This window comes from Rubripirellula reticaptiva, assembly GCF_007860175.1.
GTDB lineage: Bacteria > Planctomycetota > Planctomycetia > Pirellulales > Pirellulaceae > Rubripirellula > Rubripirellula reticaptiva.
The window spans coordinates 1,231,378-1,257,202 of sequence record NZ_SJPX01000001.1 but is presented as its reverse complement, the minus strand read 5'-3'; the positions used below and the strand labels follow the sequence as shown (position 1 = coordinate 1,257,202).

Sequence of the window (25,825 nt, the reverse complement as noted above, 5' to 3'; positions counted from 1 at the left end):
GTCCCCGCTGGGTCGGCAAACTCGATCGCTGCGGGAAGCAGATCAAGTTCACCCAGGGACGTGAACACTGGCGATTGACTCGTAAGAAACTGTCTCGAAAAGAACCAACTCTAGCGATGTGAGCTTCGGGCCGGTTGGGCGGCGAGTTGCAGATGACCGAACAACGTCTGCTCTTTGCGAACCAGATAGAATTTTGCTCGCGGACCACGTTGCATGTCGGGATGTTCCAAGATGCCAGCCAAGTCCTTCATCGTTGACGTTTGCCAGCCGTGAATCCCAAGCAACACGTCACCACTGACGATGCCCTGTTGATCGGCAGCCGACCCAGGACGAACGCGAGTGATGTAGAGGCCACCGCGGTACGGTGTCTTCATCCGCTGGTTCAACCGGCGCATCGTCGACTCAGCGACCGGCTTAGCTTGGATACCGAGCACGTTCCAAGCCATGTCTGCGACCGATTGTGAATCAGCAACCGCTGACTCGCCGACGACGGCCAAATCGATTCTTTTTCCAGATCGCTCGATACCGAACTGCAGTGGAGTTCCGGGTGCCGAGTCGATCATCGCCAATGCGAAGTCCAAACGACTGTTGATCGGTTGCGATCCGATGCGGACGACACGATCACCAGCCTGCAACCCTTCACGGGCGGCGGGGCTGCTAGCGGATACGTTGGCGATGGTGACGCCATCATTATCGAGCGGCCCACCGCTGGCTCGCATGCCGGTCATCAAACGAGACTCATTGTGCTGTTCGATCATGTCGGTGACGACTTCGATCACTTGGTCGATTGGAATCGCGAACGCGATTTGTTGGGCACCGACTCGGACCGCAACATTCACACCAATCATCTCGCCAGCAATGTTCAGTAGCGGTCCGCCGGAGTTACCAGGGTTGATGCCAGCACTGATCTGAATCAGATCACGATACTCTTGGGTATCATTGACCGGCACATCGCGATGCAGTGCACTGATGATGCCTTGCGTGCTGGTATGAACATATCCATAAGCATTGCCGATCGCGATCACACTCTCACCAATCATCAGATCGCTACTTGTGCCTCGCGGAATCGTCGGAAGCGGCTCATCGATGTTGACTTTGATCAACGCCAGGTCATTCCGAATGCGGGCTGAAACGAGTTCAGCGGTCGTGTTTTGGCCGTTGGACAACGTGACCTGAATGTTATCGACGTCTTCAACGACGTGATAATTCGTGATCACGTAACCGCGTGGATCGATGACCACGCCGGTTCCCATGCCGTTGACTTGTCGGAAAGAATCAGGCCCCTCTGCACCAGCCATACCGGCGGCAGTGGAACGGACTGTTTTCTGTCCATGAATATTGACGACGGCCGGTGAGACTCGTCGAATGGCCAAGACGGTCGGTGTTTCACGTATGTCGGAAACTCGACGCGATGGCGATTGTCCGGCCGACGAATCTGCGTTGATGAGCGTGCCGACAAGAGCGGCGGCGATCATCACACAGGACGCAGCGCGGGATGCTGTATTTTTCAGTCGCATTAGTTCCCGTACCCGAATCATTCGGATGCAAACATTCAGGCGGACTTAACAATCCATCCGCCTTCATTTCCACCGGCATGACCGGTATGAATGTTTGCATCGGAACATTCGACTGCGAACCTTGACCAGCGAGAGATCACGCCGCAAGGTTTACCAACCTTAACACCGGCATCCCCCAAACGAGCCCAACCGCGGGACCACATGCCAAGCGTGGCAAAAGAACAGACGAATTTTCAGACTGTTTTAGTAGCCAACGTCGGCCGCCGGCGTACCAAAAACAGGCCGCGTCGGAACGGGATGAAACCGAGGCCACGGCACTTCGGGTGGTTTCGGTTCAGTGCTGTCGGACCCGAATGCAGACCCGAACGGATCGACCTCAAGTGAACCGCCATCGATGCACTCGCCGTCGTATCCGGCCGGCAAGCCGCTTCCGGTTCCATAGCCGCCAGCCAAATGGTGGCAACCGCCGATGGAATCGCTCTTCCAGTCGCCTAGAATGCCGCCCGCGTCAGTCGGATCGTGTAGTCGCTCGCTCGGCACATTCAAGGCCAAGCACCCCGATTGGCTAATCAAGACAGACGACACGAGTAAGCGAACTGATAGAGACTGAGGGTAGCAGTGGCGCATGGAACGACGACGCGAAGTTTCGCGGTGCCTGTACGAGTATCCCCCCAAGACAGATCTATATTTCAGCATCGGCCACCGAAGCAGGTTACTTTAGAAAAAACATCGCAACCGTCAAATCCGATCGCCAAGATCGAGCAAGAAGCGACGAATCCATCCTCGTCGCGACAAACTGGGATACTTATTTGTGAACCAAGCCACCACTGCCGATGAGCTGATCTCCGCTGAACTGATCGTCACCGATCCAGTTGCGGACAGCATCGATGCAGATGTACACACCGTCTTCGCGACGCTCCCCCGGCCAGGCCGAGTGCGGCGATTGCAAAACTGGGTCGTTTGGGCGGTCCGGGGTTCTTTCAGCATTGCGTCCTTGATTCTGCTGCTAGCCCTACTGACCGCGATTCCGATCGTTCAACTGATCGCGTTCGGGTACCTGTTGTCGGTCAGTGGCGAACTGGCATCGGGTGCGAAGTTTCGAGACTCGCTGCCCAAACTGCGACAGGCGGGCCAGATCGGAATGACGCTAGCGGCGGTGTTCATCGCAGCACTGCCGACTCAATTGTTGACGCACTGGGAATCGGTCGCGTCACTGATCAACCCCGGTTCGGACCAAGCCACAGCGCTGCGAGTCGGCGCAATCGCGGCAGCCCTATTCGCGACGGGGTATTTGTTGTGGGCGTGGGTCCGTGGAGGACGACTCGGGCACTACCTTTGGCCGCAACCGAAACGTTTTTTCCGCGAGGCTTGGCGACTATCCACATGGACCTCGATGCCCGACCGACTTTGGGAATTTACGGTTTCGCTGGAACTGCCACGATATTTCTGGTTGGGTCTTCGCGGCGCGGCCGGAACACTCGTCTGGCTGATTCCCGCAATGATCATCATTGCCGCGTTTCGAAATGGCGAAACCGGATTGGCTGGCCTGGTTGGGTTCGTGTCGTTGATCATGCTTGGTGTCGCGCTGATGTACTTACCGATGCTGCAAGCAAACTTTGCCTCCGAAAATCGAATCCGGGCTCTTTTCGAAGTTCGTCGCATTCGCCGTGACTTTCGATGCGCACCGTGGGCATGGCTGGGCGCGATGGTTTGCGGATTAGTGATTCTTCCGATACCGCTGTACCTGTTAAAAATCGAAGCGACTCCGCGTGAAGTCGTTTGGTTGCCCTGTCTCGTCTTTGTCGCCTTCATCCTACCGGCGAGAATCGCCGAAGGACTGGCACTTCGCCGTGCAAGATCGCGTCCCGAACCCACCGGTCGATGGGCGACAACTTCACAGTGGACCGCCCGGTTCCTGCTGGTTCCGGTTGTGGCGGTGTACCTGGTGTTCGTTTATGTGTCCCAGTACACCAGCTGGGATGGGCTGCAGACCTGGGTTCAACAGCACGCAATCCTTATTCCGGTACCCTTTTTAGGTGGCACCTAAGTTCAGCCGTTCTGGAGAGCCCAAACATTGGCCAGGCTGGTTCCCAGCCCATGGCTACGTGAGGTTGCATCGAGCGGGTAAAATGCGGCCGTTCGAACCTCACTCGCTTTGACGACTTGGCTTTCAATGTCACCACGCAATCTGAACATCATCATCATCGCCGCGGCGATCAGCCTGCTTTGCTACGCCACTCACCGGCGCACTCGGACAGCATTGATCATTGGCGAAGCGATGAATTTGGTTGATGCTTACTACGTCGATCCGGTCGACAGCGACCAGCTTTTGCTTGCTGCGATGAACGGGATGACGTCAACACTGGACGAAAACAGCGAGTACATTCCCGGCGCGGCGTACGAATCGTTCCAAGACAGCATCAATCAAGAATTCGCGGGAATCGGGATTTTCGTCGAAGCGTCCGAAGACAACGGCCCTGTGCGAGTGCGAACGCCGCTGGTTGGATCACCGGCGCTCGCAGCCGGTTTTCGTCCCGGCGATCTGATCATTCGAGTCGATGGTGAAGACGTTTCAAAGATGCCCCTGCCCGATGTCAGCACACGGCTGCGTGGCCCGATCGGGACTTCGGTATTGGTAGTCGTCAAACGAGCAACCAAGTCGAACACGAAACCCAAAATCGCTGTAGAAGATGAAAATATCGCGCCATTGGAAAAAACGGAATCGGCGGAACCTGACGAACCAGTTGAATATGTCGAAGCGACGCTGCAGGTTCAACGGGCACGCATCGAGCTTGAATCCGTCGTCGGCGATTATCGCAATGATGATGATCAATGGGTTTATCGCCTCCGTGAAGATCCCACCATTGCCTATGTTCGCTTGACTAGCTTTGGCGACAAATCGACCGACGAAATGGCGGCGGCATTAAAAGGACTGGACAACAACTTTCGCGCGATTGTGTTGGACTTGCGCGGCAACGGAGGCGGACTTCTGCATACGGCCGCCGACATCAGTGACATGTTTTTGAATTCGGGGAACATCGTTTCAACGCGAACTCGCGGCGGCGTCATCGAATCAGAATTCGACGCCACACCAGGAACGTTGGTCGACACCAAGATTCCGTTCGCGATTCTGATCGATGGCAATTCTGCCAGTGCCAGCGAGATCGTGTCGGCCTGCATGCAGGACAACGGGCGCGCCACCATCGTCGGCACTCGCAGCTATGGCAAAGGCACGGTCCAGAATATTCTGCCGCTGCAATTCGGACGCAGCGCCCTGCGATTGACCGTGGCCCGGTACTATCGCCCCAGCGGCAAGAACATCCACCGCGTCAAAGATGCCACTGACGAAGACGAATGGGGAGTAACGCCGGATGAATCCATGGTCGTCGAATTGGACGAAGAAAGCCTAAAGAAAGTGGCTCGCCGATGGACCGAATCCGCCTATCCGGCTCTGGCAACGGAGTCTTTGTCCGTTGAAGCCCCCAAAACCATGAGCTCCAGCACGATGATCGACCCGCAATTGCGGCGAGCCGTCGAAACGCTGAAGAAGCAAATCTCAGCCAAAACCCCGGCCAGCGAAGCCGCGTGAAAATAGTAGCGAAGCCGCGTGAAAAAAGTAGCGAAGCCGCGTGAAAGAAGCGGCGTAGCTGCCGGAAAAGCAGCCTTCACGTACAGTCGCCCCGGACCGACCTACGAGCCCCGGCCGATCACTGGTAACATCTGGTCATTGCCTTTCGCTGGACTTCTCTTATTCGCAGGATTTTGATGGGGCTTTACGACCGCGACTACGGACGCGACGAACGAACCGCATGGGATCGAATCGAGAACCCTCGCAGCATGACAATCATTTTGATCGTCGTGACGGTGGCAGTGTTCTTTGCCGAAGTCCTGTTTCAAAACACGACGCCGATACGGCTCTCCGACGGCAGCGAGGCGATGGTCAAATCCAGCCCGATCGCCGATTGGTTGTCCGTCAAGAGCGACACGCTGTACAAGCCATGGATGTGGTGGCAGTTGCTGTCGTATGGTTTCGTCCACGATTACCAAAAAATCTTTCACGTCCTGTTCAACATGATGGGGCTGTTCTTCTTTGGCCGAATCATCGAGCAACGTCTCGGCCAAATGGAGTTCCTGCGATTCTATTTGGTTGCGATCGTGTTCGGCGGCATCGTGGCGGCGGTCACCAACATCGTGATGTTCCAGGCAACCGGTGTTCAAGCATCGACGATCGGTGCCAGCGGAGCGGTGGTGGCGACAGTCATTCTGTTTGCCTGTTATTACCCCCATCAACAGATCTATTTGATGATGGTCATTCCCGTCAAAGCGTGGATCGCGGCAGTCTTGTTTGTCGCCATGGATGTGCTCGGTGCCATCGGATTGATGTCTAGCATGGGTTCCTCGGGCAACACCGCGTTCACGGTCCACTTGGCGGGCGCCGGATTTGCCTTGGCATACTTCTATCAACGATGGAATCTGAAATGGATGGCGCCGAATTCATTGATGGATCTGCCGTCGAAGATGCGAGATCGATCTCGACGGATGAAAATCAAACTCCACGACCCGGACAAGAAACTTGCTCAGGAAGCCGACGACGCCGATCGGATTCTGGCCAAGATTCACCAGCAAGGCGAATCAAGTCTGACGGCGGGCGAACGCAAAATCCTAGAACGATACAGTCGTCGGCAACGCGAAAAACGAAACCAATAACTCTGTACTGAAACGGCTCTCCCATGACAAATGCACTGCGACTGGCCGCGTTCTTGATTCTGGTTGCCCCCACCTGCACCAGCGCTGCTAAAGAAACGGCTCCAGCGTCGCCAGCGGTTGGCGATTCAGCGCCCGATTTCAAACTGCCCGTCGTTGGCAGCGACGAGATGTTTTCGCTTAGCAAACAATGCGACAGTGGGCCCGTTGTCGTTGTTGTGCTGCGCGGCTTTCCTGGCTATCAGTGCCCGCTGTGCAGCAAACAGGTCGGAGCGCTGGCGAACCGAGCCAAGGCAATCGGCGAAAGAGCATCTCGAATCGTTTTGGTGTACCCCGGCCCATCCGAATCGCTGGAAGATCATGCTGCCGAGTTCATGGGACCGCGGACGTTGCCCAGCCCGATCGTGATGGTCCGCGATCCGGATATGAAAATGGTCGACAAGTGGGGCCTGCGTTGGAATGCACCTCGCGAAACAGCCTATCCAGCGACGTTTGTGATCAACGGTCAAGGCAACGTTGCCTGGAAGTTGGTCAGTGATAATCACGCCGGTCGCAGCACCGCTGACGATGTGGTCAAAGCGTTGAAAAAGTTATAGGACCAATGAACCGGTCTTCTAGACGTTTTACGGGGTGCATGCACCCCCAACAGAAATTCTCGGACTTTCGTTCGCGAAATAACCAGGGTTAGATAAAATCGTGAGCCTTCGTAGGGCCGCGCGTTTGCGCCGCTCCCATTGATCCAGCACAGGTTTTGATCTTGTCCAACGTATCGCGACATCGACGCGTCAAAAAACACTGCAGCACAATCAAGCGGCACAGCATCCGGTTAGAAAAACTGGAAGACCGTCGCTTGCTAGCGATCGATTCGTTCGCCGGGTCCGGCATCACGGCCCAGTATTTCGCGGACATCGACCTACAGCAAATCGTTGCAACTAACGTCGAATCTTCGATCACTCAAGACTGGGCGGCGTCAGCGCCCGTCGCGGGTTTAAACGTCGACGCGTTTTCAGTCCGCATGACGGGCCAAGTCGAAGCCTCCTTCACCGAACCTCACGCGTTTGCGTTGTCCGCCGATGGCGGTGCACGATTGTGGATCAATGGCGTCGCGGTCATCGACAACTGGGATTCATCAACGACCAATGAAACGTCGACGGTGAATTTAATTTCAGGACGACGTTACGAAATCAAATTGGAGTATCGCGAAACCGGCGGCGATGCCAACGTCTCACTGAATTGGTCAAGCCCCTCGCTTCCATTACAACCCATTGCACCGGCGCAGTTGTTCGCCACGGAACTCGGGTCGATCCAAAATCGCGTTTGGGATGTCGATCCTGCTGTGCCCGCATCGAACTGGTTGACAGGCTATCCCAGCGACCCCGATGACCTTGGCCAAATACCCTCGCTACAAGTCACATCATCGTCGACTTCGGCAACGATCGGATCCTCGTCGGCTCTGTTGCACGTTCCCGTCACGGGCGATTACCAGTTCTTTGTTGCCGGCGATGGCCTCGCACAAGTTTGGCTTAGCAACACAGAATCGCCGGATGCAAAACAACTGATCGCGTCGCTTCCAGCGTCCTCTGCCGCCCAACAGTGGACACTGACGCCGCAACAACAATCCGATCCGGTGCAATTGGTTGCTGGCCAGGCGTACGCGATCGAACTGGTTTATCAGAGCGGTCAATCGTCGGGCCCAATCGCTGTGGGCTGGACGCAGCCTGGTTCCGAAACCGTTGAAGTGCTCGACGGCCAGTTCTTATCGCCACCACTTCCGACGGTCCGAGTTTTTGCGAGCGGCGGACAAGTGTCCGAGGGTGCAGTCGCCCCAGTCGAATTTGTCGTTCACCGCACGGGGCAACCTACCAACGATCCGATCGTGGTTTCGTATTCACTGCGCGGGGATGCGACACCCGGCGTTGACTATGCCGGAACCGCGTCCGGTTTAGTCACGATTCCCGCCGGTGCGACATCGGCAACTGTCTCGATCAACCCGGTGTCAGACTCACTTAGCGAAGGAACGGAATCGATCATCTTTGAAGTCGTCGACTCCGCTGGCTATGACGTTGGATTCATCAGCGAGCGTCGGGCCGAAGCGATCATCAGTGACGACGTCGAACCGCCCACCGGAACACTTGTAGTCAGCCCCGCGGTTCCACTAACCAACTACGCGAAATTCGGCGGCAACTTCACTTCGATAACACCAACCGCTCCCTTCACCAATGTGATTGAGGCCGCGATACCGACCGTGACCGGCAGCCAATTTGATTCGCAGCTGAGGTTTGGGAACCTGCAGGGTTTTCAAACCGGCGACGTCATGCTGGCTGATTTCTATGTTCGTTCGATCGGCGGCGTAGGCAAGATCACGGCTATCGCGGAAACCGATGGTCAGCCCTATGACCACAGCCTTGATCACTCGATCGATGTGCCGACACAATGGACACGAATCCAAGTGCCTTTCACGATCGCACGGCCGTATGACAGCACAACGACGCCGATGGCCTTTGGTTTCATCCTGGGTTCAAAACCACAGACAATTCAGTTCGCCGACATTCACTTGTACGCGTACGGAGCGCCACGCGACGTCACTCCGGCGAACGTGCAATTGGTCAACGGCGGCAGTGGATTTGGATCAACAACATCGGTTTCCGTTACCAACCAACCATTTGAAACGGCCAAACAGATCCAAACGGTGACGACGCCCACGGGCGGAGATCCACCGAGCGCCGAACCGTGGCGTTTCCAATATGGCGGCCGAAATTCGGGACCCGTCGGATCAGGTGACAACCTTGAATTTGACTTCTATGCTCGCAGTGTTGCCGGCGCGAATCCGCGGATCAACGCTGTGATCCAAACGACCACCGACTTTGCCACGCTTAGTAGCCAGCTAATTCAGCCCACCTCGTCCTGGCAGAAATACACAATCATGGCAACTGCTACAGCAGACTTCGCGATCGAAGGTTTGCAGGCAATGCTGAACTTGGGTTTCGATCCCCAAACCGTGGAAGTTGCCGATCTTCGTTGGACCAACGTATCAGCAACGGCCAACCTGAACGAATTGCCAAGCATGTCACCGTCGATCAGCTACGTTGGCCGAGATGCCGAAGATTCGTGGCGAGATTCGGCAGTCGACGACATCGTAGCAAACCGCCAATCTGAACTGACCGTTCATGTGATTGATGCGTTGGGCAATCCCGTCGAGGGAGCCGTGGTTTCGATCCAACAAGCATCACACGCGTTTCGGTTTGGATCGGCAATTGACAGCCTCGGCGGCCAACTTGATCCCAATACCGTAAACGCGGATTTCCAAACCTATCAAAGCGAAATCACTCGGCTGTTTAATACTGCGGTGATCGAGAACAGCTTGAAGTGGCCGCAACTCGAATCCAATCGGGCTCGCGCGATTGAAGTCGCAAACTGGGCTGTGAATAGCGGCTTGTATCTGCGAGGCCACAACGCAGTTTGGCCAGGCGCTGACAACCTGCCCGCGTCCGTCTGGAACACATACCAAACAACTCTTGCAGCTGGTGATTCGGCCAACGCCGAAAACTACTTGCGGCAAGCCATTGCGACACACATTGAAGACGTCGCGACAACCTTCGCTAGCGTCACGGGCGAATGGGATGTCGTCAACGAACCCTTCACCAACACCGACGCCATTGAAGCGTTGGGCGCAGGCGTCGTTTTGGATTGGTTCAATTTGTTTCGCCAATATGATCCGACGGGCGACCGAGTCCTCAACGACTATGACATCTTTGCCAACAACGGCAACAACGCTGCCCACCGTGCCAACTTTGATTCGTGGTTGCAAACACTAACTGCCGCAAACGCGATCGAACGGATTGGCGAACAGAGCCACTATACCGACGGAAACTTGACCGACATCGCGGTCTTTGGTGCGTTGATCGACACCTATCACACGACGTTCAATCTGCCGATCGCGATCACCGAATTTGACATCACCAGCCAGGACCGGCAACTGCAAGCTGATTATTTGCGTGACTACATGACGATCGCATTCAGCAAATCGGCGATCGACGAGTTCATTCATTGGGGATTCTGGTCCGAAGCGCACTGGCGTCCAGACGGAGCAATGTACAACGCTGATTTCTCGATCCGACCGCACGGCCAGGTCTACGAAGACCTCGTGTTTGGATCCTGGTGGACCGACACGCGTGGGACCACGCGTGGTGACGGCAATGTGGCGGCCGATGTGTTTCGCGGCGACTATGAGATCACAGTCACGTACAACAACCAGACGGTGACTCGTTCACTTTCTGATTTCAGCACCGACGGCACGCTTGTATTCGCCTTGCCGGGCGTCGTTTGGTCGACCCCGGTTTTGTCGGGATCCGAAGGCAATGCATCGAACGTGACTGCGGTTCTGACGCACGCACCCACCAGCGACGTCACGGTTACGATCGCCCCGTCAACTCAAGTCACAACGTCACCATCCACACTAACGTTCACATTCCAGAACTGGGACACTCCTCAGCCCGTGACCATCACACCGATCGAAGATTACTCGATCGAAGGCAACCAATCCGAAACACTATCCGTCACGGTGGTCAGCGATGACTCGGAATTCGACGGTTCGTCGACCCTATCGCCACGCATCGACTTCACCGACGGACAGTCGCCGCTTGGTGTGCAGTCAGTGACCATTGGTGCCGACAACACCTCGCGTTCGGTTGTTCGCCAAGTCGAGGTTGACTTTGATGGGCTTGCCACGGTTGACCCAAGTGCGTTTACCGTTGATCGAATCTCCGATGGCCAGTCGACGTCAAGCGTTCCGTTGCAAGTCAACACGGTCGACGTCTTGGATCAAGGTGTCCCACAGCGAACACGTGTCGTGTTGACATTCCTTAGCGCGATCACTGGAACAACGACCGTCAATCAATACGGTGGCCTGGAAAATGGTGACTATCGCATCACGATTGATTCAAGCCTCGTTACCAAACGAAACACCGTCGCGATGCTAGATGGCGATGGAAACGGATCGTCCGGCGGTAACTATTCACTGGGCGACAATCCTCTTGATCGTTTTTACTCGCTCTATGGCGACGTCGATGGAGATGGAATCGTTGGCGTGACCGACTTTATCCAATTCAGGAACAGCTACGCAAAATCGCCAGGTCAAAATGGATACAACGCCGGGTTTTCATACGACCTCGACGGATTGATTGGCGTTGCCGAATACATTCGATTCCGATCAACCTACGGAAAGTCGCGATAACACTGGCTACTGACAAGTTCTATGAATAAACACCATCTATCCATCATCGCCATCGCGTTACCTTTGCTGTGGTCATCAGCAAGCGAATCGAGAGCCGACTTTCTTTTCCAATTCGGCCAAGGAACCAACGTAGATTTAACGAACTTTACGGTGGTCGCGGGTGAGTCCCTGACGCTGGATATTTATTTGACCGCATCGCAATCGGAAATGAGGTTACAGACTCTAGGCGTTGGTACGGGAAAATTCAATTTTGGAATTTCGGGAGACACAAACGTGACGCACGCAGACGCTAGCTCCGTTGTCGTTTCATCGGACTTTCCCAACACCCCGATTGTCGCACTCGACGATCCCCAATCACTGGACGTACAATTGACCCGTCCGACGGCCCCGGGCGGTGTAACCGTAGTCCCAATCACGAGCAACACATCGCTTTTTCTGGTTCAGACGACCATCGACACAAACTTGCTGGCATCTGGCCAATACGCGATCAACCTTGCTGCGGATTCTGACTTCGGATTTGTGCTTGGCCCTCAGGTGCTATCGATTCCGAACACCATCTTTCCAACCACCCTGACGGGCACGTTAACCGTCGTCAGCGTCCCCGAAGCTAGTTCGTTGGCGATGGTGGCCGCCGTTGCCTGGGTCGGAATGTTGCGGTTTTGGCGATTAAAACGGCATTTGCGTATAGTTTCGCCCAGTGGTGGACAGATTTGAGCCACCGCCGTGCGAACGGGGTTTCATAAACTATGCTAGGCGACATTATAGGACGAGCGATTGGCTCGCCCACACTTCTCGCCCGATAGTGAATGAAATGCAGGTCCTTAAAGCCGTCATCACGGCCGCCGCTCCGAACCAGAATCGACTGCCACTTCAGCAATTGGTAGACGCCCACGGCGAAGAAAAAACGGCGCTTCAACTGATCATCGAAGAGACCGTCGCAGCCGGCGTCGAAGAAATCTGCTTGGTCATCAAACCGGGCGATCACGCTGCCTACCAGTCTGCCGCCGGGTCGCATTTGGGAAGCGTAAAATTTGTCGAGCAGCCCGAACCACTCGGTTATGCCGACGCGATTCTGCGAGCCAAAGACTTCGTCGGTGACGAACCTTTCTTGCACTTGGTCGGTGACCACTTGTACGTCAGCGGAAACCTGACCCCCTGCGCGAAACAGTTGGTGGAAATCGCCGGCGAGTTTGATTGCTCGGTTTCTGCGGTCCAGTCGACACGCGAGAACAACTTGCCGTACTTTGGAATCGTCAGCGGACCGAACGTGCCGCGGCGCGAACGACTTTACGAGATTGAACGAGTCGTAGAAAAACCAACGCCAACGTTTGCTGAACAAGAATTAGTGACGCCCGGTCTTCGCGTCGGCCACTACCTCGGCTTTTTCGGCATGCACGTGCTGACCAGCGAAGTGATGCCGCTGATCGATCGCTTGATCGCTGATTTCAAACAATCAGGTTCGTTCGATAAGAAGCCAACTCTTTCCGATGCGGCCGATTTGCTGCCGTCGCGTGGACGATACTTGGCCTACGAAATTCATGGTTCTCGATATAACTTGGGTATCAAATACGGATTGTTGAAAGCTCAATTAGCGATCGGACTTTCCGGCATCGACAAAGAACAGATCCTGGCCGAAATGGTGGATTTGTTGTCGCACCGGTTGGAGGCCCAGTCGGCATCATGATTTCGCCTGCTCAATCGAACCCGCTAATCGAAATCATCCTGTCGGATGACGACAACGTTCGCAACCGATCGCTCGAATCCGTATGCGATGGAGCGTCGTTGGACGATTTGCTCGCTCACGTCAACGCACTCGATCAGTTTCGCCGAGTCGAAAAGAACCTCTATCATCGTGTGCGAGCGTTGTTCTTCTTGGCGGCGATCTATCGATACCACTTGCCGACTCGGTTGTCGCCCAAGCAAACGGGTGTGATTCCGTACGGCGGCTATGACCATCTGTTGTCACGTCGATTCATCGAAGCGATTGACACGTTCTTGGAAGTCCAAGCGGTCGAAGGCCCTAGCGATGCGATTGCCAGTTCGCTTGCGCAAGCTTATCACCAACTTGGTTTCCAAACGCTTGCTGATCAAGTCCGCCGCAGTGTCCGAAGTGTCCGCGGCAACCAGTGGATGTTTCGCTTGGGACACCCAGCCGATCACCCGCTGCGGATCCGTCCGGAACTAACAGCAATTGATCCGGCAACGGGAACATCGCCGTTGATGCGAGAAACGACCGCGGTGCGAATGGACTTTTCGCATTCGGCGTGGAGCGACATTTTCTTTCTGGGAATGGACTTTCCCGAAGGGGCCCGCGTTCTGAACGTATCGGTCGACTTGGCCGTTCGCGGTCGCGACGATCATCCTAAACCACCGATTGAAACGTACCTGCGAGTCATTGATCGCCCCGTGATTCGTTTGACGAGTGTCGATTTAGGCGCGTCAACCGAAGTCGAATCCATTTCTGAAATGTTCGACTTTGCTCGCGACTATCTGGGACTACTCAAAGCCGCCGTCATCGCGTCAGGCGTCGTTCCGCCGGGCCTCGAAGGTTGTCGTCAAACGATCCCTGAATTGCTGGCGCGTATTGTCGGTCCCGGTCGCGGTATCGAACTGGTCAGCAAGATCAACGACATCCCCAAGGGATCGCGTTTAGCAGTATCAACAAATCTGCTCGGTTCGTTGATTTCGATTTTAATGCGAGCGACGGGCCAGATTCAGTCGTTAACTGGCAAATTGACCGAAGCCGATCGCCGACTCGTCGCCGCCCGTGCAATTTTGGGCGAATGGATCGGCGGCAGCGGCGGCGGATGGCAGGATTCAGGCGGCGTTTGGCCAGGCATCAAGCTGATCTGCGGCACGACCGCTGGCGAAGGCGATCCGGAATTCGGTATCAGCCGTGGCCGGTTGATGCCGGTCCATCACGTGATGGGCGACGATGAAGCGTCGCCGGAAACACGTCAAAAAATCCAAGACAGCTTAGTGCTAGTCCACGGTGGGATGGCCCAAAACGTTGGTCCGATTTTAGAGATGGTGACTGAGCACTATTTGCTGCGCAGCGAGCACGAGTGGGTCGGTCGCGGCGAAGCGATGAAGATCCTGGACGAAGTCACTGACGCGATCCGCACGGGCGATGTCAAACGCATTGGCGAAGTCACCACTCGCAACTTCGAAGGTCCGCTGCAGACCATCATTCCTTGGGCCACAAACCGGTTTACGGATTCGTTAATCGAGCAGTGTCGCGATCGATACGGCGACAAGTTCTGGGGCTTCTGGATGCTCGGCGGGATGGCCGGCGGTGGGATGGGATTCATCTTTGATCCCGCGATCAAAAGCGAAGCCCAAGATTGGTTGTCCGTCGCGATGGTCGATACCAAACGCGAGATGCAAACATCATTGCCGTTTGCAATGGATCCGGTGGTCTACGATTTTTCGATCAACGACAATGGCTCGTTCGCCGACTTGATGACCGGCGATCAAGCGGTCATGCCGGATCGATACTACTCGCTGGTGTTGCCGCAATTGCTGCGCACGCCGATGCGAGACCTGCCGATGGGACGCCGCATCGAGCTGCAGCAAATCAGCCGGCGGTGCCAAGATTCAGCCGATTCCGAAACCGCACGACTGCTGCTCGGCAGTGTCTTGCCGCAAAGCAGCACAGACGACATCAAGGCTCAGTCGCTGAACCAAGTCCTAGCCGCATCGGGTTTCGATCGCCAACAACACGAACAAATTCGTGAAGACCTACGCAGCGGCCGAATCGGCTTGTCGCAAAACCGACTGGCGTCCAATACCACCATCCGCGACGTCGGGCCTCAGCACGTCACCGATGTTCGCGAAGGCATCGACAAAAAGTACGTCGACTTGGGCGCCCGAGCCATTCGCGATGGGCAAGTCGCCGTCGTCACACTAGCCGCAGGCGTGGGTAGTCGCTGGACCGAGGGTGCGGGCGTTTGTAAAGCACTACACCCGTTCAATCGATTTGCCGGTCGCCACCGCACGTTTTTGGAAGTTCACTTAGCAAAGAACCGTAAAACTCGATCCACCTATGGCGGAAAAATCCCGCACGTCTTCACGACCAGCCATCTGACCGACGAACCGATTCGCGATCACTTGGCCCGACAAAACTACTTTGGTTTTGATCCCAAGGAAGTTCACGTTTCAACCGGTCGCAGTGTGGGTTTGCGAATGATTCCGACAGTTCGCGATTTACGCTTTCTGTGGGAAGAAACCGCGCAGCAGGTCCTGGACGAACAGCAACAGAAGGTTCGCGAAAGCGTCCGGCAAGCACTTGTGGGTTGGGCGACGTCGGCGGGTCAATGCAATGACTATACCGACAATGTCCCAAGCCAATGTATCCATCCGGTCGGGCACTGGTACGAAGTTCCAAACCTGCTTCGCAGCGGTGTCCTGCGACAAATGCTGGCCGACCAAAGTGAACTGAAGTACCTGCTTCTTCACAACATCGACACGCTCGGTGCGAGCGTTGATCCAGGATTACTAGGATTGCACATCGACGGCAAACAAACACTGTCGTTCGAAGTGATTGGCCGCCGACTGGAAGATCGCGGTGGTGGACTCGCCTTGGTCGGCGGCCGGCCTCGATTGGTCGAAGGCCTTGCGATGCCGAATGAAAAGACCGAGTTCGCGCTGACGTACTACAACTCGATGACAACGTGGATTGAAATCGACAGACTGTTGTCGTCGTTCGAATTGACTCGCGAAGACTTGGCTAACGAGGCAAAAGTCGACGCTGCCGTTCGTAAGATGGGAATGAGACTTCCGACGTACGTGACGCTCAAAGACGTCAAGAAACGTTGGGGGCACGCTCAAGAAGACGTCTATCCCGTCGCGCAGTTCGAAAAACTTTGGGGCGACATGACGGCACTTCCCGAAATCGATACGCGATTCTTTGTGACGGCAATGCGACGTGGGCAACAGCTCAAGGCGCAAGCCCAACTCGATCCGTGGAAGCGAGACGGCAGTGCCGACTACATTGATTCACTTTGCCAGTGGTAGCGAACCGAGCCGCTCGCGCGGTTCGAGCGGCTTAGCTTTCGAGCTCGGCGATTCGTTTTTCAAGTGCATCGATCCGTTCGCTAACCGTTTCAAGTCGAGCCAAGAGTGCATCGACGGGATTACCCGATGATTTCGGCTCGCGTGCTAGCGTGGCGGTTGATTGCTCGGCCGCCGCATGCTTTTCAATGCGAGCGACCAAGTACTGGCGGTCTTGCGGTGTGTACAGTTTGTGCGCGAACATCTGACCGCGTCCCGCTGGCGTGATCGCTTCGACCAATCCTTTCTCGATCAGGTCGTCGACCGTCGTTTGAATGACGGACAGATCACTAAACGGGTGCATCCGCGAAGCTCGCGTGCGCAATTCACCAAGCGTCTGGGCGCCACGCAACAACAACTCCGTCATCACCGCTGACCCAGGCCCGTCGACGTCCAACCATTCGTAGCCCACGTGACGGTACTTGACCGCACGACCGCTGCCTTGAACTTCGCGTGCGGCGCCAGCGGCTTTCAATTCATCGAGCGCCAACAGTGCATCTTCGTCATCCATGTCCATCTTGGGATCGCGGTTGGATTTTTGGTTGCAGCCGCTGATCAACGACGCCAACGTCAACGGATAATTGTCCGGTGTCGTCTTGGCTTTCTCGATCAGCACGCCCAGCACTCGCCGCGCACCTGCCGACAAAGGCCCCGCAGTCTTCTTATCTTCGCCTGTTTCGTCACTCATTTGATTGCTTCCGTGTTTCGGTGATTCGAATTCCCATTTTCGCAGGCCGGGGTACGGCGACGCAACCGCCCAACCGTTATCGTAAACAGCGTCCCTGCCGCCTCTCTCAACAAATCCATCACAATGAATACAGAAACGATTCGCCAACTGACCCTGGCCGTGGTCGCGGTTTATTGCGCCGTCACTTCGGGTTCGAACCTGATTGCCGCCGACAAACCCAACATCGTGATGGCGTTTGCCGACGATTGGGGCAAGTACGCTAGCGTTTACGCATCAATGGAACCGGACAGCATTCACGAAGTCGTTTCGACACCCAACTTTGATTCCGTCGCCAACGAAGGCGTCCTGTTCAATCGCGCATTCGTCAGTGCTCCATCATGCACGCCATGCCGCAGTTCGTTGTTATCCGGGCAACCATTTTGGCGATGCGAACGAGCATCGATTCTGCAGGGTGCGATCTGGGATTTTTCGATTCCCGCCTATCCGCTGCTGTTGCAAGAAAAAGGTTACCGAATCGGTCACACCTACAAGGTATGGAGCCCCGGGTCGCCCGCCGATGCACCGCATGGCGGCGCTAAGACAGCATTCAATTCGCACGGTCGCGCATTCAATGGGTTTTCTCAGAACGCGATGAAAAACTCCGATCACGAAGCGGGCAAGAAACAGCTACTCGACGAGGTACGCAAGAATGTGCGTTCGTTTTTGGATTCCGATGATGACGCCAAACTAGATGGCGACTCACCATTTTGTTATTGGTTCGGACCAACCAACACGCACCGTAAATGGGTTGCCGGCAGTGGCAAAGAACTATGGAACATCGACCCCGATGATTTGAAAGGCAAGTTGCCAGCCTACTTGCCCGACGTCGAAACCGTTCGCGAAGACTTTGCTGACTACCTTGGTGAAGTGCAAGCCTTTGATGCAGGCTTGGGTGTCTTGATCGAAGAACTCAAACGCATCGGTGCTTACGACAACACCATTTTGGTAGTCAGCGGCGACCATGGTATCCCGGGCGTGTCACGCGGAAAATGCAATCTGTACGATCTCGGAACCCAAGTTCCCCTAGCGATCCGTTGGCCCGCTGGTATCAAGAATCACGGCCGAGTGGTGGACGACTTTGTGTCGCTTCCCGATTTGGCGCCAACGTTTTTGGAAGCCGCGGAAGTTGCCGCTCCGAAAACGATGATCGCCCGATCGCTGATGCCAATTCTGCAGAGCGAAAAGTCGGGGCAAGTTGACCCTGATCGCGATGTGGTATTCACCGGTCGTGAACGTCACGTCGCAGCGGCGCGCACGGACAACATGCCGTACCCTCAACGTGCGATCCGAACGGACCAGTACTTGTACATCATCAACTACAAGCCGGATCGCTGGCCGATGGGAACCGGCCCTGGTTTTGGCGCGCCGGGCAGCTTGCCCGATGAAACACTCCTACGCGAAAACACGTTCGCCGCCTTTGGCGACATGGACGCCAGCCCGACAAAGGCATGGATCGTGTTGCACAAAGAACAAGATCCCCAGTCGTTCGAGTACGCGTTCAGCCTTCGGCCGAACCGAGAGCTTTACGACATCAAAGCTGACCCACACTGCATGACAAACTTGGCCGAAGATCGAAAACTAGCTGACGTCGTCCTAGGACTCGATCATCGGCTGATGAACTATCTGCAATCAACCGGTGACCCCCGAGTCAGCGACGATCCGATTTTTGAACACGCCCCATACACCGACCCGAATAGCAAGCCCAAACCAAAAACTAAGCGAGTCAAGGCGAAACGCTAAGGCGAAAGCCGATGCATGGCAGCACCGCAACAAGGTGGCAGAGGGAACTCTGCCGTGCTGTTCTATTTTTGGTCTGCAATCCAATCGTTAACACGTGTTTCCAACAACGGCAACGGGATCGATCCGGCCTCGAGCACTCGATCATGAAACGCGCGAACGTCGAACCGTTCGCCCAACTGGGCTTCGGCTGAACGGCGCAATCGCGAGATCGCCAACTCGCCCGTCTTGTAGGCCAGTGCTTGACCCGGCCAGCCGATGTAGCGATCGACTTCCGCGACAATATTATGCTCGCTCAACGCCGTATTTGCTTTCATGTACTCGATCGCTCGTTCACGTGACCATCCCATCGCGTGGATCCCCGTGTCGACGACCAACCGACTGGCCCGCCATGCCTCCATACTTAAGCGTCCAAAGTCTTGGTACGGATCTTGATAAAAGCCGATTTCCTTGCCAAGTCGCTCGCTGTACAACGCCCAACCTTCGATAAAGGCAGTGAAGTTGCTCTCGCGGCTGATCGGATGCAAGTCCGTCAGTTCTGCTTGCAGCGCCAGTTGCAGGTGGTGACCTGGAACCGCTTCATGCATCGACAACGATTCCAATTCAAATAGCGGACGCGACGACAAATTGTACGTGTTAACGTAGTAATACCCGGCACGTTTTCCGTCGGTCGACGGCGGCCAGTAATAGGCCGCTGTGGTTTGCGGCGCGATGTAAGCAGGGATTTCGCGGATGCCGTAGGGAATCCGTGGCAAGCGACCAAACAGCTCTGGCAGGCGGCCATCAACCGTCTTCAAGATCATCGCGACTTCCTTCAACAACTCCTCGGGTGTCTTCGCATAAAACTTTGGATCGGTGCGCAGATACTGAACGAACGCCTCGAGATCGCCATCAAATTTCTCGGCTTTGACGATCGCTTCCATCTCGCCACGGATCCTTGCGTTCTCGCTGATCCCCGTCTGATGCAACTCCTCGGGTGTCAGTTCCAAGGTGGTGAACCGGAGAATCCGATCCCGATAAAACTCGCTGCCGTGCGGCAATGCCGATGCTCCCAACGATCCGCGACAAGCCGGCACATATTCGTCTTTCAAGAAATCCGCAAATCGTTGATACCCAGGAATCACGCTTGTTTTGATCGCGTCGCGAATCTGATCCGCGATGGGTTCCCAAACCTCTCGCCCGAGCGTCGTTTGGCTATCGGTCGATAGATTCGTCATCAACAAGGATTCGTTCGGATCATCCACGACGTGTGACATCGCTTGATCAACCGAGTCTCGCATCACGATGGACGGTTGGGTCAGACCGGCTTCGATCCCCATCCGCAGCAACGCAATTTGCTGATCCGCATAACGGCTAAAGTCACGAAGTCGGGCGATGTAGTTCTTGTAGTCGGCCGGCGTCTTAGGATTCATTTCGTGGGGTAGCTCAGGAAACCCGACGTGAAAACCTTCGCGATTGTTGATCGACATCAAATGCGTTTGAAAACGATGGTCGGCGATTTGCCCCTCCAGTCGTAGTCGCAGCAGTTCTTGGTCGATGCGGCTAAACTCGGTCAACGAGGCAGGCTCAATTTCCGTCAATCGCTTCAGAAAATCTTTCCTTGCAACATTGCGTCGATTGATCGAATCGATGCTGTCATCGGCCAACCGATCTTGGCCACGAGGGTCACCTGAATTTGTGGCCAGCATTGGGTTTTCGTTCAATTCGAAATCCCATACTTCGTCCATCACTTCGCGCAACTTTGCATCGACGGCTGTCGACGTCGCTGGCGCGGCATCCTGGGCAAACGTGAAGGCGATAGGGATCAAAAAGCAGATCAGACAGGCAAAGATGATTCGCACGGCAGTTTTCTTCAAATTTTTGGCAAGTCGAAGTCATGGCGAAAACAACCGAAAGACTTGTTCCCGCTACGATCGCAATCATAGTCTTTAACAGTTGTCGCGATGGTTCGCGACGCGATCGAAAGCCTCCTCGGAGCAGAAAAGCATGAGATTGCGAGTCGGATTCATCGTTGCAAGCGTGTTGTTTTCCTTGCCAGCGATTGCTCAAGAGATCGTCGCACCCGCACCGTTCCAGGTGGAATCAGAGATCCGCGACAAAGCGATCGACAAATGGGAGAAAGCAATTCAAGAACTCGAAGCCCTCGACTTGTCAGAGTCGCACAGTCCAGACGAGATCCTGATGGTTGGCAGCAGCAGCGTTCGGCGGTGGTCCCAAATCGACGTCGACATGTCGCCCTACCGAGTCATCCGCCGGGGCTATGGTGGTGCCAAATACAGCGACTTGGCGGTCTTTGCCGATCGCCTAATCCAACCGCATCACTATCGTGCCATGGTGGTGTTTGTGGGCAACGACATCGCGGGCAGCGACGACGACCACAGCGTCGAACAGGTGGACCGGTGGGTCCGGCATATCATCGATGTCTCGCGTCGCCATCAACCCGATGCTCCCGTCATGATCATCGAAGTCACGCCAACGATGAAACGATGGAAACAGTGGCCAGAGATTCGAGAACTGAACGCCCAACTAAGAGAGATCGCCTTGTCGACACCTAAGGTCTACTGCATCGACACCGCCGAGCACTTCCTAGATTCGGCCGGCCAACCACGGACTGAATTATTTGCCGACGACAATCTGCACCTAAGCGACCAGGGATACGACATTTGGGCCAACCTGATCCGGTCTGATTTGGACGACGTGTTTCGGCTGCTGGCATCCGAATCGGCGCGTCACTGAAAACAAATTGAAAGTTTCACGATCCTGGCCGCGTTTCACGCCCCCGTGCTTTACGCAAACAACCTATACCACGCGAAACCGGTGTTTTTCGGAGTTGTGATCAGGCGTTTTTAATTCGTACACTCCGCCCGTCACCGGTCCGTTGATCGGCACGAAGAATCTTAAGGAATCGACACTTTTGGTCGGCAAGGAAGCCACGACTGAAACGCTCATTTACAGATTTTGGCGCGACCCGTCATCGTCTGTGATTGCGGCTGCGCTGATATTTCCTGTTCTGCTAGCCATCCAGCTGGGCCGATCGACGATATCGGCTGAAGATCCGTCCGTTGCGATTGCCAGTTTCGAAGAACCGGCAACTGCGCCGACTTCACCATTGATCAGTCCTGATCCAGTCCAGGTCAGTGGCAATACAATCTATCGTTGGCAAATTGGCGACGCCGACGCATCGTTGCTCGAAGGTGACTGCTTACTGCAACACGATGGACGACGGATCGCAGCCGAGTCGATCTTGCTGGTGACTGACGGCAACGCTGGAAACGTGAATTGTCGCTTGGTACTCGGTGGTGCGATCCTGCCTGAAGGCAAATCGAACGATCCGATCTCACTGTCGATCCGAACGCTGATCGACCCGCAAATCCAAGCTCCCGTTTACCGTGGCAAACCGAACCGACCGCCTTCCTTGCTGCAGTACTTGCCAAATCAGACAAGCAGTGACGTTGCCCAAGCGGACGGCGGGGCGTCCGGTAACGTTGCAACCACCATCCAACAGGCCCAGTTTACCGATTCGCTGATACCGCCACCGCAGGCTGGATCGGAACCGATCACATTCTCGGACGGTGCAACCACCAAGGGGATGCAATTCATCGTCGGTGGCGGCACCCGCAGTATGCAGATCCTTGCGCGAGGCGCTTCGACGCCACCGGACTTTGAAACCATCAACCGCCCTGAATCGAACGAGAGTGCATTTGTTTTCCGTGGCGGCGTCACCGTCTTGATTCGCGACGTGTCGGCTCGATTGCCCAACGGCGAGTTCATGGAGCTGGGTACGATTTCACTGTCGGCCGATCGGATCGTCGGTTGGTTCCCGTACGTGCCAAACCTGCTGAACGGAATGTCGAACATCTCGGATTCCGAAGGCGAAATGTATCTGGAAGGCGACATTGTTTTCCGCCAAGGCGAACGAATCATCTATGCCGAATCGATGTACTTCAATGCCGCTCGCGAAGTTGGCATGATCCTAGATGCCGAAGCCATCACGACGGTGCCGAACTACCAAGGCGTGGTCCGCTTAAAGTCGAAAGTGTTGCAACAGATTAATCGTGGAAACTTCCGCGCCTTCGATGCGGCGGTCACGACTAGCCGAATCGGTGTGCCGCGTTATTGGATCCAGAGCGAAGAGTTGAAATTGACCGATCGCCAGCGTTTGGAGGTCGACCCCGCTACAGGCATCCAACGCACCGTTCGCGATCCGACGATCGAAAGCAACAACAATTTTGTCTACGTCGCGGGCGTTCCCGTTTTGTACTGGCCAACTTTCTCGGCAAGTCTTGATCAACCGGGCTACTACATCACCGGTGCAAGCGTTGGAAACGACAGCAACTTTGGGACACGAGTCGAATTAGACTTTGACCTCTTCCAATTGTTCGGCATCGACAATGTGCCGAAAGGTGTGGAATGGGAATTATCGACGGACTACTTAAGCGACCGCGGGCCAGCAATCGGGACGTCGCTCGACTACACGCTGCCTGGACTGATGGGCGTTGCCGGACCAGCCAAAGGGATGTTTGACGCGTGGGGAATTTACGACACTGGCCTCGACAATCTGGGAAGTGACCGACGAAATCTAACGCCCGAAAGCACCACGCGCGGCCGAGCTTTGCTGAGACATCGTCACTACTTGCCAAACGACTATGAATTCATCGCCGAACTGGGATACCTCAGCGATCGAAACTTCTTGGAACAGTATCTCGAGAACGAATGGGACCAAGACCTCGATCACCGCACCGCATTGCGGTTTCGAAAGTACTATTACAACAACTTGATCGACCTGTCTGCCAACGCGCAAGTCAATGATTTCTATACCGAAACCGAAGACCTTCCGAAGCTAGATCATTACCTGCTTGGCGGCTCGCTGCTAGGCGATCGGCTTACCTATTCGGCTCACAACGCCGTCAGCTATTCGCGACTGAACGTTGCCGACTTGCCGACCGACGCAGCCGAAGCGGCGCAGTATTCGGCTATCCCCGGCGAGACCCAATCGCAAGGCGTCGTCGCGACTACTCGTCAGGGAATCGCTCTGCCGGTTCAGTTGGGTCCAGTCAAGATCGTGCCCAATCTGATGGGCGAAGCAACCCATTATGGCGAGGCAGTCGATGGCGATTCATTGACTCGGCTGGTCGGACAAGCCGGCATTCGTTTTAGCTTGCCGATGTGGAATGTGGACCCATCGGTGCAAAGTAGCCTGCTGAATGTTCGTGGCTTGGCCCACAAACTGGAATGGACGGCCGAGTACTTGTACGCCGACAGCGACACAAACCTTGATGAAGTTCCGTATTACGATCCACTCGACGACAACGCGCAAGAGCAGTTCCGACGTCGGTTCATTCAAGACACCTACGGCGGCATCCTGCCCGACCAATTCGATCCTCGCAACTACGCGTTTCGACAAGGCTTTCAAGGCTTGATCGCAAGTCCCAGCGATGTTGTTGCCGACGACTTACAACAACTTCGCTTCGGACTGCATCAACGATGGCAAACCAAACGAGGTCTACCGGGTGCCGAACGCATCGTGGATCTGTTCCAGTTTGATGTCGACACCATGATCTTCCCGGATGCGGATCGAGACAACTTTGGGCAAACGATCGGACCAACACTGTACGACATGCGTTACCACGTCGGTGATCGAGTGACCTTGTTGAGCGATGGGTACTTTGACTTTTTTGATGAGGGACTGCGATCCATCAGCGGGGGTGTTCGCACCAGTCGCCCCGGCGTTGGTGACATTTACGTCGGACTGCTGTCGATCGAAGGACCGATCAGCAGTACGGTCCTGCGTAGCACGCTGGACTATCGATTAAACGAAAAATGGATCGCGTCGGCTGGCACCACCTACGACTTTGGCCCCACAGGAAACGTGGGTCAGTCACTTGGCGTGACTCGGATTGGCGAATCGATGCTGTTGAGATTAGGCGTGAATGTTGACGCCGGCCGTGACAACGTCGGATTCCGGTTTGCGATCGAACCGCGATTCTGGCCTCGACCAAAACTGGGGCGTTTGGGCGGTCAATTGATTCCGCCTCCGGGCGTCGAGGGACTCGAATGACCAAGCCTTCGAGTACGATTCGCTGTTACCAAAAGTTTGCTTTTGCGGTCACTGGACTCATCCACGCAGTCAAAACTCAGAACAGTTTCTGGGTTCATCTTCCGGTCGCGTTGGCAGCGATGGGAATCGGATATTGGCTAGAACTAGAACCGTGGCGATGGGTGTCAATTGTCGTTGCAATCGCCATGGTGTTATCCTCCGAACTGCTCAACACCGCGATCGAAGAAATGGTCCGCGTCGTCCATCCAAGCCACGACGTTCAAATCGGACGTGCACTCGATGCGGCCGCAGCAGCAGTCCTGGTGGCGGCGATCGCAGCGGCCGTCATCGGTGTGATTGCGATCGGCCCGCCGCTTTGGGATACCGTCTTCGACCTGGCTACGTCGTCTGATCAATGACCCAGTTTCGATAACCCTCACTCGAATCATCGATGAATGTCATGATGATTTCGGGTTCGTCATAGGGATGCAGTTTGGCGATTTGGTCTCGCAGTTCCGGCCAAGCCGACAACGACGACTTGATCATCAAACGAAACTCGGACGACTGCTGAACTTCGCCCGCCCAGCGATAGTGGCTGGTGATCGGTCCATCAATCTGGACACACGCAGCCAAGGACAAGCCGACCAAGGCGCGGGAAAGAACGCCCGCATCACTGGCTGTTTCTACGGTTGTGATGACCAAAACCAGCGATTGAGTTTGTTCCATTGCTATGACTCCTTGAACCTTAGTCACAGAGTGCAGGCGGTACTTCGCGTCGCTCTGGATGGCCTAATTGATCTTGACACTCAAAATCTATC

17 protein-coding genes are annotated in these 25,825 nt (G+C 55.3%); 12 read left to right on the top strand and 5 right to left on the bottom strand.

The genetic code is table 11. The annotated features are described in order from the left end of the window. Positions 1-110: 110 nt before the first annotated feature. Both Poly59_RS04460 and Poly59_RS04455 read right to left on the bottom strand, forming a co-directional pair. Positions 111-1,517 carry a trypsin-like peptidase domain-containing protein gene (locus Poly59_RS04460; protein WP_246151377.1) on the bottom strand — a complete coding sequence of 469 codons (1,407 nt, stop codon included), beginning with the start codon at positions 1,515-1,517 and terminating at the stop codon, positions 111-113. Between the two features lie 243 nt (positions 1,518-1,760). After that, positions 1,761-2,102: a hypothetical protein gene (locus Poly59_RS04455; RefSeq protein WP_246151376.1), complete on the bottom strand. Its 342-nt coding sequence runs from the start codon at positions 2,100-2,102 to the stop codon at positions 1,761-1,763. Between the two features lie 226 nt (positions 2,103-2,328). Here Poly59_RS04455 and Poly59_RS04450 point away from each other — a divergent pair, with 226 nt between their 5' ends. The 8 genes from Poly59_RS04450 to Poly59_RS04415 all read left to right on the top strand — a co-directional run bounded on the left by Poly59_RS04450 (position 2,329) and on the right by Poly59_RS04415 (position 16,470). Continuing rightward, positions 2,329-3,564, top strand: coding sequence for a DUF4013 domain-containing protein (locus tag Poly59_RS04450; protein WP_246151375.1), 1,236 nt, complete (start codon positions 2,329-2,331; stop codon positions 3,562-3,564). 126 nt (positions 3,565-3,690) lie between these two features. Next, positions 3,691-5,106 (top strand): S41 family peptidase, encoded by a 1,416-nt coding sequence (locus Poly59_RS04445; RefSeq protein WP_146532811.1) that lies wholly within the window; start codon positions 3,691-3,693, stop codon positions 5,104-5,106. A 176-nt stretch (positions 5,107-5,282) separates the two neighbouring features. Next, positions 5,283-6,224: a rhomboid family intramembrane serine protease gene (locus tag Poly59_RS04440; RefSeq protein ID WP_146532810.1), complete on the top strand. Its 942-nt coding sequence runs from the start codon at positions 5,283-5,285 to the stop codon at positions 6,222-6,224. 23 nt (positions 6,225-6,247) lie between these two features. Continuing rightward, entirely contained in the window at positions 6,248-6,817 is a 570-nt protein-coding gene (locus tag Poly59_RS04435) for a redoxin domain-containing protein (RefSeq protein WP_146532809.1), read from the top strand. 161 nt (positions 6,818-6,978) lie between these two features. Next, the gene (locus Poly59_RS04430; RefSeq protein ID WP_146532808.1) at positions 6,979-11,454 is read left to right on the top strand and encodes an endo-1,4-beta-xylanase; all 4,476 of its coding nucleotides are present in this window, start codon (positions 6,979-6,981) and stop codon (positions 11,452-11,454) included. 21 nt (positions 11,455-11,475) lie between these two features. Then, on the top strand, positions 11,476-12,168 hold the full coding sequence (locus Poly59_RS04425) for a hypothetical protein (protein WP_146532807.1): 693 nt from the start codon (positions 11,476-11,478) through the stop codon (positions 12,166-12,168). Positions 12,169-12,265: 97 nt separating this feature from the next. Continuing rightward, a complete protein-coding gene (locus Poly59_RS04420) occupies positions 12,266-13,138 on the top strand; it encodes a sugar phosphate nucleotidyltransferase (RefSeq protein ID WP_146532806.1) in 873 nt (290 codons plus the stop codon). Further along, positions 13,135-16,470: a UTP--glucose-1-phosphate uridylyltransferase gene (locus Poly59_RS04415; protein WP_146532805.1), complete on the top strand. Its 3,336-nt coding sequence runs from the start codon at positions 13,135-13,137 to the stop codon at positions 16,468-16,470. The genes Poly59_RS04420 and Poly59_RS04415 overlap by 4 nt, the downstream gene beginning before the upstream one ends. A gap of 31 nt (positions 16,471-16,501) precedes the next feature. Here the strand turns inward: Poly59_RS04415 and Poly59_RS04410 are convergent, their stop codons facing one another. Beyond that, positions 16,502-17,194: a YceH family protein gene (locus Poly59_RS04410; RefSeq protein ID WP_146532804.1), complete on the bottom strand. Its 693-nt coding sequence runs from the start codon at positions 17,192-17,194 to the stop codon at positions 16,502-16,504. Between the two features lie 123 nt (positions 17,195-17,317). Between Poly59_RS04410 and Poly59_RS04405 the strand changes: the two genes are divergently transcribed. Beyond that, the gene (locus Poly59_RS04405; protein ID WP_146532803.1) at positions 17,318-18,973 is read left to right on the top strand and encodes a sulfatase family protein; all 1,656 of its coding nucleotides are present in this window, start codon (positions 17,318-17,320) and stop codon (positions 18,971-18,973) included. A 62-nt stretch (positions 18,974-19,035) separates the two neighbouring features. Here the strand turns inward: Poly59_RS04405 and Poly59_RS04400 are convergent, their stop codons facing one another. Beyond that, positions 19,036-20,811 carry a DUF885 domain-containing protein gene (locus tag Poly59_RS04400; RefSeq protein ID WP_146532802.1) on the bottom strand — a complete coding sequence of 592 codons (1,776 nt, stop codon included), beginning with the start codon at positions 20,809-20,811 and terminating at the stop codon, positions 19,036-19,038. 145 nt (positions 20,812-20,956) lie between these two features. Between Poly59_RS04400 and Poly59_RS04395 the strand changes: the two genes are divergently transcribed. The 3 genes from Poly59_RS04395 to Poly59_RS04385 all read left to right on the top strand — a co-directional run bounded on the left by Poly59_RS04395 (position 20,957) and on the right by Poly59_RS04385 (position 25,426). Continuing rightward, positions 20,957-21,706 carry a GDSL-type esterase/lipase family protein gene (locus Poly59_RS04395; RefSeq protein WP_146532801.1) on the top strand — a complete coding sequence of 250 codons (750 nt, stop codon included), beginning with the start codon at positions 20,957-20,959 and terminating at the stop codon, positions 21,704-21,706. Positions 21,707-21,950: 244 nt separating this feature from the next. Continuing rightward, a complete protein-coding gene (locus Poly59_RS04390; RefSeq protein ID WP_146532800.1) occupies positions 21,951-25,028 on the top strand; it encodes an LPS-assembly protein LptD in 3,078 nt (1,025 codons plus the stop codon). Then, positions 25,025-25,426 (top strand): diacylglycerol kinase, encoded by a 402-nt coding sequence (locus tag Poly59_RS04385; RefSeq protein ID WP_146532799.1) that lies wholly within the window; start codon positions 25,025-25,027, stop codon positions 25,424-25,426. Before Poly59_RS04390 ends, Poly59_RS04385 begins: the two co-directional genes overlap by 4 nt. On the opposite strand, the gene cutA is transcribed toward Poly59_RS04385, so the two are convergent. Further along, positions 25,407-25,733 (bottom strand): divalent-cation tolerance protein CutA, encoded by a 327-nt coding sequence (gene cutA / locus Poly59_RS04380; protein ID WP_146532798.1) that lies wholly within the window; start codon positions 25,731-25,733, stop codon positions 25,407-25,409. The two genes, Poly59_RS04385 and cutA, sit on opposite strands and share 20 nt — an antisense overlap. Between the last annotated feature and the right edge of the window lie 92 nt (positions 25,734-25,825).